This window comes from Citrobacter sp. C13 (assembly GCF_014596815.2).
GTDB classification, from domain to species: Bacteria; Pseudomonadota; Gammaproteobacteria; order Enterobacterales; family Enterobacteriaceae; genus Citrobacter; species Citrobacter portucalensis.
In genome coordinates this window covers 1512896-1527912 of record NZ_CP115024.1, presented here as the reverse complement: position 1 = coordinate 1527912, position 15017 = coordinate 1512896, and the positions used below count along the sequence as shown (strand labels likewise).

General features: G+C 54.7%; 15 protein-coding genes. 3 read left to right on the top strand and 12 right to left on the bottom strand.

From position 1 onward, the window contains the following. Positions 1-2: 2 nt before the first annotated feature. The 3 genes from truA to pdxB form a co-directional block, all read right to left on the bottom strand. Positions 3-815, bottom strand: a complete 813-nt coding sequence (gene truA / locus IB222_RS07185; protein ID WP_003028142.1) for a tRNA pseudouridine(38-40) synthase TruA — start codon at positions 813-815, stop codon at positions 3-5. Beyond that, on the bottom strand, positions 815-1828 hold the full coding sequence (locus IB222_RS07180) for an aspartate-semialdehyde dehydrogenase (RefSeq protein ID WP_003834801.1): 1014 nt from the start codon (positions 1826-1828) through the stop codon (positions 815-817). The genes truA and IB222_RS07180 overlap by 1 nt, the downstream gene beginning before the upstream one ends. Before the next feature lie 68 nt (positions 1829-1896). Continuing rightward, complete coding sequence (gene pdxB, locus IB222_RS07175; RefSeq protein ID WP_079939919.1) at positions 1897-3033, bottom strand: 4-phosphoerythronate dehydrogenase PdxB; 1137 nt, start codon at positions 3031-3033, stop codon at positions 1897-1899. A 108-nt stretch (positions 3034-3141) separates the two neighbouring features. Here pdxB and flk point away from each other — a divergent pair, with 108 nt between their 5' ends. Further along, positions 3142-4143, top strand: coding sequence for a flagella biosynthesis regulator Flk (gene flk, locus IB222_RS07170; protein WP_063940593.1), 1002 nt, complete (start codon positions 3142-3144; stop codon positions 4141-4143). Here flk and IB222_RS07165 read toward each other — a convergent pair. Together IB222_RS07165 and fabB are read right to left on the bottom strand one after the other, a co-directional pair. Beyond that, a complete protein-coding gene (locus IB222_RS07165) occupies positions 4140-5318 on the bottom strand; it encodes an MFS transporter (RefSeq protein WP_003834805.1) in 1179 nt (392 codons plus the stop codon). The two genes, flk and IB222_RS07165, sit on opposite strands and share 4 nt — an antisense overlap. A 214-nt stretch (positions 5319-5532) precedes the next feature. Beyond that, on the bottom strand, positions 5533-6747 hold the full coding sequence (gene fabB / locus IB222_RS07160; protein WP_003834815.1) for a beta-ketoacyl-ACP synthase I: 1215 nt from the start codon (positions 6745-6747) through the stop codon (positions 5533-5535). Positions 6748-6906: 159 nt separating this feature from the next. Here fabB and mnmC point away from each other — a divergent pair, with 159 nt between their 5' ends. Beyond that, on the top strand, positions 6907-8907 hold the full coding sequence (gene mnmC, locus IB222_RS07155) for a bifunctional tRNA (5-methylaminomethyl-2-thiouridine)(34)-methyltransferase MnmD/FAD-dependent 5-carboxymethylaminomethyl-2-thiouridine(34) oxidoreductase MnmC (protein WP_188055375.1): 2001 nt from the start codon (positions 6907-6909) through the stop codon (positions 8905-8907). A 114-nt stretch (positions 8908-9021) separates the two neighbouring features. Here the strand turns inward: mnmC and IB222_RS07150 are convergent, their stop codons facing one another. Genes IB222_RS07150 through prmB form a run of 6 tightly spaced genes read right to left on the bottom strand, consistent with a single transcriptional unit; the run spans position 9022 to position 13572 of the window. Next, positions 9022-9297, bottom strand: coding sequence for a YfcL family protein (locus IB222_RS07150; protein ID WP_003028163.1), 276 nt, complete (start codon positions 9295-9297; stop codon positions 9022-9024). 32 nt (positions 9298-9329) lie between these two features. Further along, positions 9330-9878: an elongation factor P hydroxylase gene (locus IB222_RS07145; protein WP_003834819.1), complete on the bottom strand. Its 549-nt coding sequence runs from the start codon at positions 9876-9878 to the stop codon at positions 9330-9332. Next, the gene (locus tag IB222_RS07140) at positions 9878-10687 is read right to left on the bottom strand and encodes a sulfite exporter TauE/SafE family protein (protein WP_003834821.1); all 810 of its coding nucleotides are present in this window, start codon (positions 10685-10687) and stop codon (positions 9878-9880) included. Before IB222_RS07140 ends, IB222_RS07145 begins: the two co-directional genes overlap by 1 nt. Further along, entirely contained in the window at positions 10687-11511 is an 825-nt protein-coding gene (mepA, locus tag IB222_RS07135; protein WP_063940571.1) for a penicillin-insensitive murein endopeptidase, read from the bottom strand. Before mepA ends, IB222_RS07140 begins: the two co-directional genes overlap by 1 nt. A 3-nt stretch (positions 11512-11514) precedes the next feature. Then, positions 11515-12600, bottom strand: a complete 1086-nt coding sequence (gene aroC, locus IB222_RS07130) for a chorismate synthase (RefSeq protein ID WP_003834825.1) — start codon at positions 12598-12600, stop codon at positions 11515-11517. A 39-nt stretch (positions 12601-12639) separates the two neighbouring features. Then, entirely contained in the window at positions 12640-13572 is a 933-nt protein-coding gene (prmB, locus tag IB222_RS07125) for a 50S ribosomal protein L3 N(5)-glutamine methyltransferase (protein ID WP_003028173.1), read from the bottom strand. A 166-nt stretch (positions 13573-13738) separates the two neighbouring features. Between prmB and smrB the strand changes: the two genes are divergently transcribed. Continuing rightward, on the top strand, positions 13739-14290 hold the full coding sequence (smrB, locus tag IB222_RS07120; RefSeq protein WP_003839296.1) for an endonuclease SmrB: 552 nt from the start codon (positions 13739-13741) through the stop codon (positions 14288-14290). A 74-nt stretch (positions 14291-14364) separates the two neighbouring features. On the opposite strand, the gene sixA is transcribed toward smrB, so the two are convergent. Next, positions 14365-14850 carry a phosphohistidine phosphatase SixA gene (gene sixA, locus IB222_RS07115; protein ID WP_149384754.1) on the bottom strand — a complete coding sequence of 162 codons (486 nt, stop codon included), beginning with the start codon at positions 14848-14850 and terminating at the stop codon, positions 14365-14367. Positions 14851-15017 lie beyond the last annotated feature (167 nt).

Sequence of the window (15017 nt, the reverse complement as noted above, 5' to 3'; positions counted from 1 at the left end):
AATTAGTCCGCCAGAAATAGCGGGCCCATAGGCGGTTTTGGCAGGTCGAACCGGTCTGGGTAATCTACCGCAACCAGATACAGTCCTTCCGCTTTCGCCGTTGCCGCTGCCAGCGTTCTGTCCTTTGCCGCTAACAGTTCTGCTATCCAGCTCTCCGGCTGGTTGTTGGCGCCAACTTCCATCAGGCTACCGACAATATTCCTGACCATATGATGTACAAAGGCATTCGCTTTAATATCCACCACCACATATGCACCGAAACGTTCGACGTTAATGTGCATCACGTTTCGCCACGGCGTGCGCGACTGACACTGCACCGCTCGAAACGAGGTAAAATCATTTTCGCCAATCAGACACTGGGCCGCACGATGCATTCGCTCAGCGTCCAGCGGTTCATAGTAATGGGTTACCCCTTTACCCAAAACCGCAGGGCGCAACCGATGATTGTAGATGATGTAGCGATAACGGCGAGCCGTGGCGCTAAATCGAGCATGAAAATCATCGGGTACAGCTTTAACCCAGCGCACGGCGATGTCACCAGGTAAATTCGCATTTACCCCCAGTGTCCAGGCCGCATCTTTACGCTGGGCAGTGGTTTCAAAATGCACGACCTGCCCAGTGCCATGAACGCCCGCATCCGTGCGTCCTGCACAAAAAACATTGATGCGCTCATTCGCCACCTGAGAGAGCGCTTTTTCCAGTTTTTCCTGAACGCTACGCACTTCGTTCTGGCGCTGCCAGCCATAATATTTGCTGCCGTCATACTCAATGCCCAGCGCAATTTTATGGGTTGACGGCTGTTGCTGGTCAGACATTAGTACAGGTACTCCTGCACCAGTTTTTCCGCAATTTTCACCGCCATTAACGCGCCGCCAAAGCGAACGTTGTCCGCCACAGACCAGAACTGAACTTGCTCTGGCATACCGTAATCATTATGCACGCAGCCAATAGAAAGGTGCGGCGTGCCCGATGCATCGCCAACCTGGGTCGGGAAATCGGTCTCTTCCGACAACACCACGTCTTCACCGCGTGAAAACGCATCGCGCGCTTCTTCCGCCGCCAACGGACGCAGGGCCTCAAAATTCACCATCTGCGCGTGGCCATAAAATACCGGGGACTGCACGATGCTGGCAGAGATGAGCAGGCCGTCATCCTGCATAATTTTGCGCACTTCATCAACGATACGACGTTCTTCACGCACGCTACCTTCACGATCGGGCAGCATCGGCAGCATGTTGAATGCCAACTGACGGCCAAAGAAATCATCTTCGTCAATCGGGATGCCATTAAGCAGTTTCGCACTCTGTCCTGCCAGCGCATCCACCGCTTTTTTGCCATGAGCGGAAGCTGAGATAATATTGGTCACCGTAATACGCGAAAGCCCACCGTCATCAATCAACGGTTTCAGCGCAGACAGCAGTTGGCTGGTCAGGCTGTTAGGCACCGCAATCACATTGCGGTTACGGTAATCCGCCAGCACGAACGGGTTAACGTCCGGAACCACCAGCGGAACGTCAGGCTCGAGCGCGAACAGACCGCTGCTGTCAATCACCAGACAACCCGCATTAGTGGCTTCTTCTACCCATGCGGCGGTGGCTTCAGCGCCCGCAACAAAAAATGCCAACTGTGCCTGCGTCCAGTCAAAGTCTGAAACGTCCTGCACTATGACCGATTTACCGTTAAAACGCAGATGCTCACCGGCGCTTTCATTACGCGCCAGCGCATAAATTTCACCGACCGGGAACTGGCGTTCAGCCAGCGTATCGAGCAGGGCTTCGCCTACGGCGCCCGTTGCGCCCAGAATGGCAATATTCCAGCCTTCAGACATGGTGATTTACTCCAAGAAATACGTAAGCGTCCCTGTCGCATTATTCGACAGGGAGCATTAAGAAGACATTAATGTGCCGGATGATGAACAGCGTTAAAACCCAGCTTACACAATAAGGCAGCAGCCGTTGCGTCGTCACACATCACATATAAAGACGACCATTCACGACGCTCAAGGTAATTTTTACGCAGTTTATCAAACTCACCCGGAATTCCAGCGACTTTACGCAACGGCGCATCATCGCGGCGCACATCATACACTAAATGCACGAGCCTTTTCAGCGTTGGCTGATCTAACGGGCCATGCAGGGTAATACGACCAAATTCCGGCGCAGGTAACAGGGTACTGAGCGCAACGTGCTGCTCGTGACCAATAAACTTACTATAGGCCTCAAAGACCTGCGTGGTACCACGCGCTTTTCCTTCGAGGGTATACCCGGCAATGTGCGCCGTACCGATATCAGCTTTCTCCAGCAACGCCACATTGAGATCCGGCTCTCCTTCCCAGACATCCAGCACAACACTCAGCGACTGACCGGCATTCAATCGGTTCAGCAATGCCGTATTGTCGATGACCGGCCCACGGCAGGCGTTGATCAGAATAGTGCCCGGCTTCAACCGGCTAATCAGCGCGTCATCCGCCATATGCAGCGTTTTGTACGGCCCATCTTTAAACAGCGGGGTATGGAAAGTCAGCACATCGGCTTGCTCAACCAGTTCATCCAGCGAGCAGAAATTGCCTTCGTCACCGCGATCGGCTCGCGGTGGATCGCACAGCAGCGTGCGGATCCCCAACGCTTCCAGACGCGCCTGCAAACGCCCGCCCACGTTCCCCACACCCACAATGCCTACGGTGCGATCGCGTAACGCAAACCCGTCGCGCTCCGCCAGCATCAGCAATGCTGAAAAAACATATTCTACGACCGCTATTGCGTTACAACCGGGTGCGGCGGAAAAACCTATCCCCGCCTGAGCAAGCCAGGCGTCATCCACATGGTCTGTGCCAGCGGTTGCCGTACCGACAAATTTAACCGGTTTTCCGCCAAGCAGTGATTCATTTACTTTCGTCACCGAGCGCACCATTAAAGCATCCGCATCATCCAGTTCAGCAACGGGAATCGGACGGCCGGGAACCGCTTTGACCTCCCCCAAACGACTGAACAGTTCGCGGGCATAGGGCATATTTTCATCAACGAGGATTTTCACGTCTTTCGCACCTGTTTGAGAACGAGAGTTAACCGGGCAAGTGTGCCATAATCTCGCCGCCAGGCATACTGCGAGACCTGGTCAGCACAGATTTAAGGAACAGAGATGATGCAGCCCATTTCAGGTACGCCCGCACGCCCTCCCGGCGAAGGCCAAAATGCCCCTTCCGCTGCGGGTGAACAACCGTTATCCACACAACAACGTACTGTGCTGGAACGGCTAATTACCCGTTTGATTTCACTCACCCAGCAGCAAAGTGCTGAAGTGTGGGCCGGAATGAAGCACGATCTGGGCGTCAAAAGTGATACGCCGCTGCAGTCACGTCACTTTCCAGCCGCTGAGCAAAACCTTAACCAACGGCTGGGGGTTGCTCAGCAAAATCATGTTAATCGTCAGGTGCTTTCGCAGCTCACTGAATTACTGAGCCAGGGAAATAATCGCCAGGCAGTGAGTGATTTTATCCGTCAGCAGTATGGGCAAACGGCGCTCAGCCAGCTCACGCCTGAGCAGTTAAAGAACGTGCTCACGCTACTGCAACAGGGGCAGCTGTCGATACCGCAGCCACAGCAGCGCCCGGCCACCGATCGTCCATTGCTCCCCGCAGAGCACAATACGCTGAACCAGTTAGTTACCAAACTGGCGGCGGCCACGGGAGAATCCGGGAAGATGATCTGGCAGTCGATGCTGGAGTTGTCTGGCGTAAAAAGCGGTGAGCTGATCCCTGCCAAACAGTTTACGCACCTGGTCACCTGGCTGCAGGCGCGCCAGACGCTCAGCTTGCAAAGCGCCCCGACGCTACAAACGCTCCAGGCGGCGCTGAAGCTGCCATTAGAGCCGAATGAGCTGACAGCAATAAAAGAGTACGCACAGCAGACGTATCAGATCCAACCACAATCGATTCTGACCACGGTGCAGGTGCAGGACTTGCTCAATCAAATTTTCCTGCGGCGCGTGGAACGAGAACGCGAGCTCAGCGATCCGCGCCATCTGCAGCCCATTTACAGCCCGTTCGCGCCGATGATTGAAACGGTTAAATCTCTGTCGGCACGACCGGGACTGCTGTTTGTTGCGTTGATAATTGCGTTAACCATTTTCTGGCTGGTCGCCTAACCTTTACGCAGCGTAAGCAACGTTACAATAATCCCCACCACGGCAGATATCGCCCCGGCAAGGAACACTGAGGGATAACCGTACGCGGTGGCCAGCACCCCGGCGACCGGACCGCTTATGCCGTAGGAGATATCCTGAAACGCGGCGTAACCGCCCAGCGCCGTACCGCGAACCTGCGCAGGCACTCGCTTCACCACTTCGACGCCCAAGGCCGGGAAGATAAGCGAACACCCGGCCCCGGTTAATGCCGCCCCGAGCAGCGCAATCCAGGCCGATGGGGCCTGCCACAGCAGAATCAGCCCTGCGGTTTCCACCAGCAAAGAGACAACGGCAACCTTCACGCCGCCGAACCGGTCCGGCATCCAGCCAAACAGAATGCGCATCAGCACAAACGCCCCACCAAACGCAGTCAGGGTGAACCCCGCCATCGTCCAGCCGTTGCTGACAAAATAGAGTGAAATAAACGTACCGATCACCGCAAAGCCAACGCCCTGCAGCGCCAGGCCCAGGCCCGGTTTCCAGATAAGCCCTACCACGCTCCATAACGAAGGACGTTCTCCTGCATGCGCAGGTACTTTGCGTACAGTGCCGTTGAATGCCCATGCCAGCAGCGGTAATACCATCGTCGTCCCGGCCAGCGCTGCAAAGCCAAAGTGGCTGTGGATCAACAGGCCCAACGGTGCACCGGCGGCCAGCGCGCCGTAAATCGCCATTCCGTTCCACGACATCACCTTACCGGAGCGTGTTGGGCCGACCAACCCCAACCCCCAGGTCAACGTTCCAGTGAGCAGTTGGCTTTCGCCAAAACCGAGGATCAAACGCCCGACGATTAACAACGCAAATTTTACAGGGACAGAAACTGGCAATAGCGCGGCTAAAAGCCACGCCGCGCCCGCCAGCCCACAGGCAAACATCCCCTGTAGCGCCGAGCGTTTAGCACCATATTGATCGGCTAAGCGCCCGGCGTAGCCGCGCGTTAATACCGTTGCCAGAAACTGTACGCCTACGGCGATACCGACCATGGTATTGCCATAGCCCAGTTCCTGATGCACAAACAGAGGAATCACGGGCAAAGGTAGGCCGACCGTCATATAGGTCAGGAAAACCGCAAAAGCGATACGAAACAGCGAAAAGTTCGCCGAAGGTGTTTTTTCTTGTTGGGTTACAGCTGTCATGCGTTACTCCAAAATGCAGAGTAAGGCGAGGAATGTCCACGCCCCCTCTACCTGACTATCAGGATTAAGGTGCGTTGGATAACGTTAAACGCTTACGCATTATCAAGAGGATAATGTTGAAGCTGGAGTCTGCCTGTAAACCGGATCGATTGTCAACGATATAAAAAAGGGAGCCATCAGGCTCCCCTTTGCATCTCATTTTGTAGACTTACACTTACAGCTTACGCATGACCAGCGTTGCGTTGGTGCCGCCAAAGCCGAAGCTGTTGGACATTACAGTAGTCAGCGCCTGCTCGGTCGGTTTGGTCACGATGTTCAGACCTGCCGCCTGCTCATCCAGCTCTTCAATGTTGATGCTCGGCGCGATAAAGCCATGTTCCAGCATCAGCAGAGAGTAGATAGCTTCCTGCACGCCAGCCGCACCCAGAGAGTGACCGGTCATGGCTTTAGTTGCAGAGATGGCCGGGCTGTTATCACCAAACACTTCACGGATTGCACCCAGCTCTTTCACGTCGCCTACCGGGGTAGAGGTACCGTGAGAGTTCAGGTAGTCGATCGGGGTGTCTACGCCGTGCATCGCCATCTGCATGCAACGTACTGCGCCTTCGCCAGACGGAGCAACCATGTCTGCGCCATCGGATGTTGCGCCGTAACCGACGATTTCCGCGTAGATATGCGCTCCACGTGCCAGCGCGTGCTCCAGCTCTTCAACCACGACCATACCGCCACCACCAGCGATAACGAAACCGTCACGGTGTGCATCATAGGTACGGGAAGCTTTGGATGGATCGTCGTTGTATTTAGTGGACAGCGCGCCCATGGCGTCGAATTCACACGCCATTTCCCAGCACAGCTCTTCGCCGCCGCCAGCAAAAACGATATCCTGTTTGCCCAGCTGAATTTGTTCTACCGCGTTACCGATACAGTGCGCGGATGTCGCACAGGCAGAGCTGATAGAGTAGTTTACGCCATGGATTTTGAACGGCGTTGCGAGGCAGGCAGAAACGCCGGACGCCATCGCTTTGGTGACCACATACGGGCCAACCGCTTTCAGACCACGCGGGCTACGCATTGCGTCAGCACCGAACACCTGAAAACGCGGGGAGCCGCCGCCGGAACCTGCAATCAGGCCAACGCGCGGGTTGTTCTGGTAATCTTCTGCTGCAAGGCCGGCATCAGCCACTGCCTGTTCCATAGAAAGGAATGCATAGATGGATGCGTCGCTCATAAAGCGCACTACTTTGCGGTCAATGAGGCCAGTGGTATCCAGTTTTACGTTGCCCCAAACGTGGCTACGCATGCCGGAGTCCTTCAGCTCCTGAGAGAAAGTGATCCCTGAACGTCCTTCACGCAGAGATGCCAGGACTTCCTGCTGGTTATTACCGATGCTGGAAACGATGCCCAAGCCAGTAATCACTGCACGTTTCATTCAATACCTCTGTAAGTCGCACTATTTTAAAGTTTCGAGTGGCACAATAGCGTACACTTGTACGCCGAACAAGTCCGATCAGCCATTTAGTGTGGAAATTTGCGCAGCCAGGCACTCATCGCTAAGATCGGGGCACAGCCTGCCAGACGAGTAACTTACGTGAAACAATACGCTATACAACCTGCAAACCTTGAATTCAACGCTGAGGGTACACCTGTTTCCCGAGATTTTGACGATGTCTATTTTTCTAATGATAACGGGCTGGAAGAGACACGTTACGTCTTTCTCGGCGGGAATCATCTCGCCCAGCGATTCCCTGCGCATTCACGTCCCCTCTTCGTGGTGGCAGAAAGCGGGTTTGGCACCGGACTTAACTTCCTGACACTCTGGCAGGCATTTACCGATTTTCGCGATACCCATCCCGAAGCTACCCTGGAAAGATTACATTTCATCAGCTTTGAAAAATATCCACTGACGCGCGAAGATTTGACCTTAGCCCATCAGCACTGGCAAGAACTTGCCCCGTGGGCCACGGCGCTGCAAGAGCAATGGCCGCTGCCGCTGGCGGGATGCCATCGCCTGCTCCTTGATGAAGGACGTATCACGCTGGATCTGTGGTTTGGCGATATTAACGAACTGACCAGTAAGCTCGATGACTCCCTGAATCAAAAAGTGGATGCCTGGTTTCTGGACGGTTTCGCGCCTGCAAAAAATCCGGATATGTGGACGCCAACGCTGTTTAACGCAATGGCCCGTCTGGCTCGTCCCGGCGGTACGCTGGCAACCTTCACCTCAGCGGGCTTTGTGCGTCGGGGATTGCAGGAAGCCGGATTTACGATGCAAAAATGCAAAGGCTTTGGTCGCAAACGCGAAATGCTCTGTGGCGTAATGGAACAGACGCTGACGCTCCCCTCCTCGGCGCCGTGGTTTGCACGTACCGGAACAGATAAACGCGAAGCCGCCATTATTGGCGGGGGGATTGCCAGCGCATTGCTGTCGTTGGCGTTACTGCGTCGCGGTTGGCAGGTCACTCTCTATTGCGCCGACGATAACCCAGCCGGGGGTGCATCCGGCAATCGCCAGGGCGCGCTTTATCCGCTACTCAGCAAGCATGACGCGGCCATTAATCTCTTTTTCCCCACCGCGTTTACCTTCGCTCGTCGACTGTATGACGCCCTCCCCGTTGAGTTCGCGCATGACTGGTGCGGTGTGACACAACTGGCGTGGGATGAAAAAAGCCAGCAAAAAATCGACCAAATGCTGTCCCTTGAATTGCCTGATGCGCTCGCCATCGGCGTTAACGCAGAGCAGGTTTTACAAACGACCGGCGTAGAAACCGGATGCGGCGGCATTCAGTACCCTGCCGGAGGATGGCTGTGTCCGGCACAGTTAACCGCCGCCGTATTCGACTACGCCGCAACGCTGGGATTACGCACCCGGTATCAACATACGCTGGCCTCGCTGTCTCGGCAGACAGAACACTGGCAATTGACGTTTTCCAGTGGCGACACCGCCACTCACGCTGCTGTAGTTATGGCTAACGGGCATCGCATTAACGGCGTTGAGCAAACGCAGTCGCTTCCGGTGTACTCCGTAGGCGGTCAGGTGAGTCACATTCCTACCACGCCTTCGCTTTCAGCGCTGCGTCAGGTGCTGTGCTATGACGGCTACCTCACGCCACACAACCCGCAAAACCAGCAGCACTGCATTGGCGCCAGCTATCATCGCGGAAGTGAAGAAACGGTGTATCGCGCGGACGATCAGCAGCAAAACCGTCAGCGCTTAATAGATTGTTTCCCGAATGCCTCGTGGGCAAAAGAAGTAGACGTTAGTGGCAATGACGCCCGTTGTGGAGTGCGCTGCGCCACGCGCGATCACATGCCGATGGTCGGCAACGTCGCGGATTATGACGCCACGCTCAGCCAGTATGCCACTCTTGCCGAAGACAAAGTGCACGCCGTAAACGCCCCGGTGTATTCCGATTTATTTATGTTAGGTGCGCTGGGCTCGCGCGGGCTGTGTACTGCCCCGCTGTGTGCAGAAATTCTTGCATCGCAAATGAGCAATGAACCCATACCAATGGATGCCAACACGCTGGCAGCGCTGAATCCGAATCGTCTGTGGGTAAGGAAGTTATTGAAGGGTAAAGCGGTGAAATAAGATACCATCTCGCCATTGCCTGATGGCGCTACGCTTATCCGGCCTACAACTCCCGTCCGCGTAGGCCGGATAAGACGCCTTCGCGTCGCCATCCGGCACAATCCACTGCAATTATTATTGCGTTGCCTTCTGGAACAGTGTGTCCCACATCTCTTTCACTAACGCCTGGTCACGCGGCGAGAGTTCGCCTGCGCTGATGGCTTTTTCCAGGCTGCTGGTCACATTGGCGTACAATGCCTCAGCGGAATGGTCCTCGCCAGCATCCAGCTCAGCCACAGCCAGCGTCAGGTGCCCACGCAAATAGCCACTGGCAAACAACTCATCATCGCTGGCGTGCTCTACCATATCGTCGATTAATGCCAGAATGCGTGATTCAAACTCCGCGATCATCTTATTTCCTCATTGTAAACGTGGCAGCGGCTTCAGTTGAGCGCTTCGGGCCACGGGAATTGTTCCGCCGTAAGTTCAGGCGTGTGATAATAATTCTGTAACGCGTTAATGAAACGCGCCGGACGTTCAGGGATCCCTTTTTCCAGGTACTCCATCACCTGAGCATGAACACGGCGCTGGAATACCACGCGATCCGGTTCAAAATCCCCCTCCAGATTGTCGCAACTGACGTTAAACGGGTAGCCCGCCGCCATGCAAAACAACCAGTCAAACGCCTGCGGCTTCACTTCCACATCTTCAAACTGGCATTGTGTCTTCGCGTCGCGTCCGTCCGGGCAGTACCAGTAACCGAAATCGACCAGTTCACGACGGGCTTTACCGGCGATGCACCAGTGTGAAATTTCGTGTAACGCACTGGCGTAATAACCATGCGCAAAAACGATACGGTGATACGGTAATTCCGCATCCGCTGGAAGATAGATCGGTTCGTCGTCGCCTTTAATCAGACGGGTATTAAATTCATCGGCAAAGCAGCCGTTAAAAATCTCAATTAACTGTTCGTAGTGATGCGTATTATTCATTAGTTCATCCCCAGCCAGTGGAGAATCTCCTGTCCATGATTATCATAAAGTAGCTTGGCGCTCATCACGGCGGAGACAATAACGATCATTGGCCGAATGAGTTTTTGTCCTTTGCTGAGTACCAGTCGAGAGCCCATCCGTGCGCCAATAAACTGGCCAATGAGCATCACAAAACCTGTCGCCCAAATCACTTTGCCGCCGAGAGCAAACAGCAACAACCCGCCGATATTCGAGGTGGCATTTAATACTTTGGCGTGGGCCGTCGATTTCGCCAGGTTGTATCCGCACAGCATGACAAAAGCCAGCGCGTAGAACGACCCCGCCGCCGGACCAAAAAAACCATCGTAAAAGCCGACGCATCCCCCGGCCACCAGCGCGAAAGGCAAACCGTGCAGTCGGCGCTGTCGGTCCTCTTCCCCGATTTTAGGCATCAACAGAAAGTAAAGGCCAATACAGATAACCAATACTGGCAGGATCTGGCGCAGAACATCTGACTGCACGTGTTGAACCAACAGCGCGCCACTCATTGAGCCGATAAAGGTCATGAAGATATTGAGCTTCTGATCCGCCAGATTAACCACACCCCGACGAATAAAATAGAGGGAGGAAGAGATAGATCCCCCGCAGGCTTGCAGCTTATTGGTCGCCAGCGCTTGCGCAGGTGGCATCCCGGCCGCCATCAATGCCGGGATGGTGAGTAGACCACCGCCTCCGGCCAGAGAATCAATAAAACCTGCCAGCATCGCCACAAAAAAAAGCACACCTAACAGCAGTGGCGACACCATAAACAGAGAGGCAAAATGATCCATTAGAGTACATGCTCGTCCAGTAGCGCCTGGCAGGAAGGCGGCAACGGTGGCGGTGTCTTCTTCTCAGGCTTGGTGGTTCCAGGTTTTGGAGGTTCGAACCAGCTTTGCAGCTCTGCGCCACAGCCGTCACCCGGTGGCGGTAACGGTTGATCTTCGCACTCAAGGCTGTCGGCAGGGCAACGTAACCGCACGTGCATATGCGCACGATGCTGGAACCACGGCCGCACTTTACGCAACCAGTCCCTGTCGGTCCCTGCATCCAGACAAAGTTGTTGCTTAATCGCCGGATTCACGAAAATACGCGTTACTTCATTATCTTTTGCAGCCAGCCTGATCAGGCTGAAAATCTCCGGTTTCCACAGTGACGGCACAACACGTTTGCCATCCTGTGAGACCAGATCTAACGCCTGCGGCCGCAGCAGTTGCGACTGGGTCCAGCGCGTTTTCGGCAGTTGCAGGAAAATATCCACATCCAGTCCCGTCTGGTGGCTGGCGTGACCGCCATTGAATCGCCCACCGGCCGGCATCCCCATATCGCCGATTAACACCGTGCCCAGCCCCTGACTATTGGCCTGATTACTCAGACGCTGGATAAACCTCACCAGATCCGGATGGCCAAAGTAACGACGCTGATCGGTGCGCATCACCTGATAGTGTTTTGACTGGACAGGCAGCGTATCTGCGCCAACAATACAGCCATTGGAAAACGCGCCGATAGACTGCGCGCTGCCCGCAACCGGATGGGTAATTTTCTGCCAGGGCGTCGCCGCCAGACAGGCGGTACTGGCAAACAGAGCCAGCGCCGCAAGTGCCGTTTTTTTCATCTCTTACCAGCGTGGAATATCGGTCTTCACGTCCGCATTTTGCGCCCGCTGACGCAGCAGGTGATCCATCAATACGATCGCCAGCATCGCCTCGGCGATCGGTACGGCGCGGATCCCTACGCACGGATCGTGGCGACCTTTAGTGATCATTTCGACTTCTTCTCCAAAGCGGTTAATAGTGCGCCCAGGAACGGTAATACTGGACGTCGGTTTCAGCGCCATATGAGCAATGATTTGTTGCCCGCTGCTGATCCCGCCCAGAATGCCGCCCGCATGGTTACTCTGGAAACCTTCTTTGGTGATTTCGTCACGGTTCTGACTGCCGCGCAGCGCAACAACGTCAAATCCATCGCCAATCTCAACGCCCTTAACGGCGTTAATGCTCATCAGCGCATGGGCGATGTCGGCATCCAGGCGGTCGAATACAGGTTCGCCGAGACCCGCAGGTACACCGCGTGCAACAACGGTCACCTTAGCTCCGATGGAGTCACCTTCTTTCTTCAGCCCGCGCATCAGTTCGTCCAGCGCTTCGAGTTTATCCGGGTCCGGGCAAAAGAACGGGTTAAGTTCCACCTGGGACCAGTCTTTAATCTCCAGCGGAATATCACCCATCTGCGTCAGGCAGCCGCGGATCTCAACGCCGAATTTTTCCGCCAGATATTTTTTGGCAATCGCTCCGGCCGCCACGCGCATCGCTGTTTCACGTGCGGATGAACGTCCGCCGCCACGGTAGTCGCGCAGGCCATATTTTTGCTCATAGGTATAGTCGGCGTGTCCCGGACGAAAAACGTCCTTAATCGCGCCGTAATCCTGTGAACGCTGATCGGTATTTTCGATCAGCAGGCCAATGCTGGTGCCAGTGGTAACGCCCTCGAACACCCCGGAGAGGATTTTCACCTGATCCGGCTCACGACGCTGCGTAGTGTAGCGCGATGTGCCCGGACGGCGTCTGTCGAGATCGTGCTGCAGGTCAGCTTCTGTCAGAGAAATGCCCGGCGGAACACCATCGACAATACAACCGAGCGCCAGCCCGTGTGATTCGCCGAAAGTGGTTACGCGAAAGAGTTGCCCAATTGTGTTTCCTGCCATCACGGCTCCGTTATGCGTGTTGTGTATGTGCGCGTGTAATTAGTCTTTATAAATGCTGAAGTGCTCGCGAGCAGCAACTAACTGCTCTTTGGTCAGCATGAATACGCCGTCACCGCCGTTGTCGAACTCCAGCCAGGTGAACGGTACATCCGGATATTGCTCTATCAGATGTACCATGCTGTTTCCGACTTCACAAATCAGAATACCGTTATCTGACAGGTAGTCTGGGGCGTTCCCCAGAATGCGGCGGGTAAGTTTCAGCCCATCGCTACCGGACGCCAGACCCAGCTCAGGTTCGTGACGATATTCGTTTGGCAGATCGGACATATCTTCCGCATCGACATACGGCGGGTTGGTCACAATCAGGTCATACTGGACTTTCAGCAGATCGCGGAACAGATCGGAACGGATCGGCGTGACGTGATGGATCAGACCGTGTTCTTCAATATTGTGTTCGGTCACCGCCAGCGCATCAGTGGAAATATCCACCGCATCCACTTCGGCTTCCGGGAAGGCATACGCACAGGCAATGGCGATACATCCGCTGCCGGTACACATATCGAGGATATGCTGCGGCTGCTCATTAATAAGGCCCGCAAAGCGGTTATTGATAAGCTCGCCAATCGGTGAACGCGGAACCAGCACGCGTTCATCAACATAAAACTCATGCCCACAGAACCAGGCTTTGTTGGTCAGATAAGCAACCGGAATGCGCTCGTTGACGCGGCGAATCACGCGTTCAACAATACGATGACGCTCGCTGGAAGTCAGACGTGCGGTACGCATATCTTCTGGAATATCCAACGGCAAATAAAGTGACGGCAGCACCAGTTGTACGGCCTCGTCCCATGGGTTATCCGTGCCATGGCCATACCAGATGTTCGCCGCGCTAAAACGGCTGACCGCCCAACGCAACATGTCCTGAATGGTATGCAGTTCACTCACTGCTTCATCGACGAAAATTTTATCCACGTATTCCTCCAGGGCATGCTCGTATTAATTTCGGCGGCTAGTTTGCCACGAAGACGGCGATAAATCAGCATTCACACGGGGCCTGAACGCGAAAATTGCGTTTTAAGCGATCGGATGCCCGCCGAGTCGGGTTAAACTAACGGAAAATAAAAGTTGAGACTCTCGAATGAAAAAGAAAACATCGCTCAGCGAGGAGGATCAGACGCTGTTTCGCCAGCTGATGACCGGCACGCGTAAAATTAAACAGGACACCATTGTTCACCGACCTCCACGTAAAAAAATTGCCGAGGTTCCGGTTAAAAGGCTGCTACAGGAGCAGGCTGATGCCAGCCACTATTTCTCGGATGAGTTTCAGCCGCTGCTGAATACGGACGGCCCGGTAAGATACCTGCGCGCCGACGTCAGCCATTTCGAACTGAAGAAAATGCGCCGTGGCGATTACTCTCCGGAGCTGTTTCTCGATCTGCATGGGCTGACCCAGCAACAGGCCAAACAAGAGTTAGGCGCGCTGATTGCCGCCTGTCGCCGTGAGCATGTGTTTTGCGCCTGCGTGATGCATGGCCACGGAAAACATATTCTGAAACAGCAGACGCCGCTCTGGCTGGCCCAGCATCCGCACGTAATGGCCTTTCATCAGGCACCGAAGGAGTACGGTGGCGACGCCGCGCTGCTGGTGCTGATTGAAGTGGAAGAGTGGCTACCGCCCGAACTTCCGTGATGCAGAAAGACAAAAAGAGCCGCATTTGCGGCTCTTTGATTTTCCGGGTGGCTGCTGCGCCTTATCCGGCCTGTTTAAATCGCTTTTGCCATTTTCAGGTTACACGGGCTCATTTGCCAGTTAAAAGTACCCTTCCCGCTCTCATCAAGCGTAACGCTGGCAATCGCTGATGTGGTAAACATCGGCGGTGTTTCACCTGGGCAAAGCTCAGACACCAGATATCCCACTAAAGGCAAGTGAGAGATAACCAGTGCGGTGGCGATACCTTCATTGGCCAGAGCCTCTAAATAGGCGCTGACCAGACCGACATCGCCGCAGGGAGTCAGCTCCGGCAAAACATCCACACCGGTTGGCAGGTTCATACACTCCCCCACCACATCCAGCGTTTGTTCGGCTCGTAGGAACGGGCTCACCAGAACACGTTCGATATCCACTTTTTGACCTTTCAGCCAGTTCGCCATCAGGCGAGATTCGTCACAACCACAGGAGGTTAAGGGACGAACCGAATCACTGGCGGCATCGAGGGCCGCGTCGCCGTGACGCATGATAAAAACTTGCATATTGCACCGCTTTTGTTAACCAGAATCACCACTACCTTTATTCACAGCCCCTATTGGCTGTGGTAACGATATGGTGGCCGGCATTGTGCCTTATCCATTCACCGAATGAAACGCTGTTTTTTACCTCAACGGCGTAAGTATAGTCAATCTCTGTTTACATTTTGAGC

Bases quoted from the DNA above. Each gene is read 5' to 3' on its own strand.
- truA (WP_003028142.1), bottom strand. From the start codon at position 815: ATGTCTGACCAGCAACAGCCGTCAACCCATAAAATTGCGCTGGGCATT.
- IB222_RS07180 (WP_003834801.1), bottom strand. From the start codon at position 1,828: ATGTCTGAAGGCTGGAATATTGCCATTCTGGGCGCAACGGGCGCCGTA.
- flk (WP_063940593.1), top strand. From the start codon at position 3,142: ATGCAGCCCATTTCAGGTACGCCCGCACGCCCTCCCGGCGAAGGCCAA.
- IB222_RS07165 (WP_003834805.1), bottom strand. From the start codon at position 5,318: ATGACAGCTGTAACCCAACAAGAAAAAACACCTTCGGCGAACTTTTCG.
- fabB (WP_003834815.1), bottom strand. From the start codon at position 6,747: ATGAAACGTGCAGTGATTACTGGCTTGGGCATCGTTTCCAGCATCGGT.
- IB222_RS07150 (WP_003028163.1), bottom strand. From the start codon at position 9,297: ATGATCGCGGAGTTTGAATCACGCATTCTGGCATTAATCGACGATATG.
- IB222_RS07145 (WP_003834819.1), bottom strand. From the start codon at position 9,878: ATGAATAATACGCATCACTACGAACAGTTAATTGAGATTTTTAACGGC.
- IB222_RS07140 (WP_003834821.1), bottom strand. From the start codon at position 10,687: ATGGATCATTTTGCCTCTCTGTTTATGGTGTCGCCACTGCTGTTAGGT.
- mepA (WP_063940571.1), bottom strand. From the start codon at position 11,511: ATGAAAAAAACGGCACTTGCGGCGCTGGCTCTGTTTGCCAGTACCGCC.
- aroC (WP_003834825.1), bottom strand. From the start codon at position 12,600: ATGGCAGGAAACACAATTGGGCAACTCTTTCGCGTAACCACTTTCGGC.
- smrB (WP_003839296.1), top strand. From the start codon at position 13,739: ATGAAAAAGAAAACATCGCTCAGCGAGGAGGATCAGACGCTGTTTCGC.
- sixA (WP_149384754.1), bottom strand. From the start codon at position 14,850: ATGCAAGTTTTTATCATGCGTCACGGCGACGCGGCCCTCGATGCCGCC.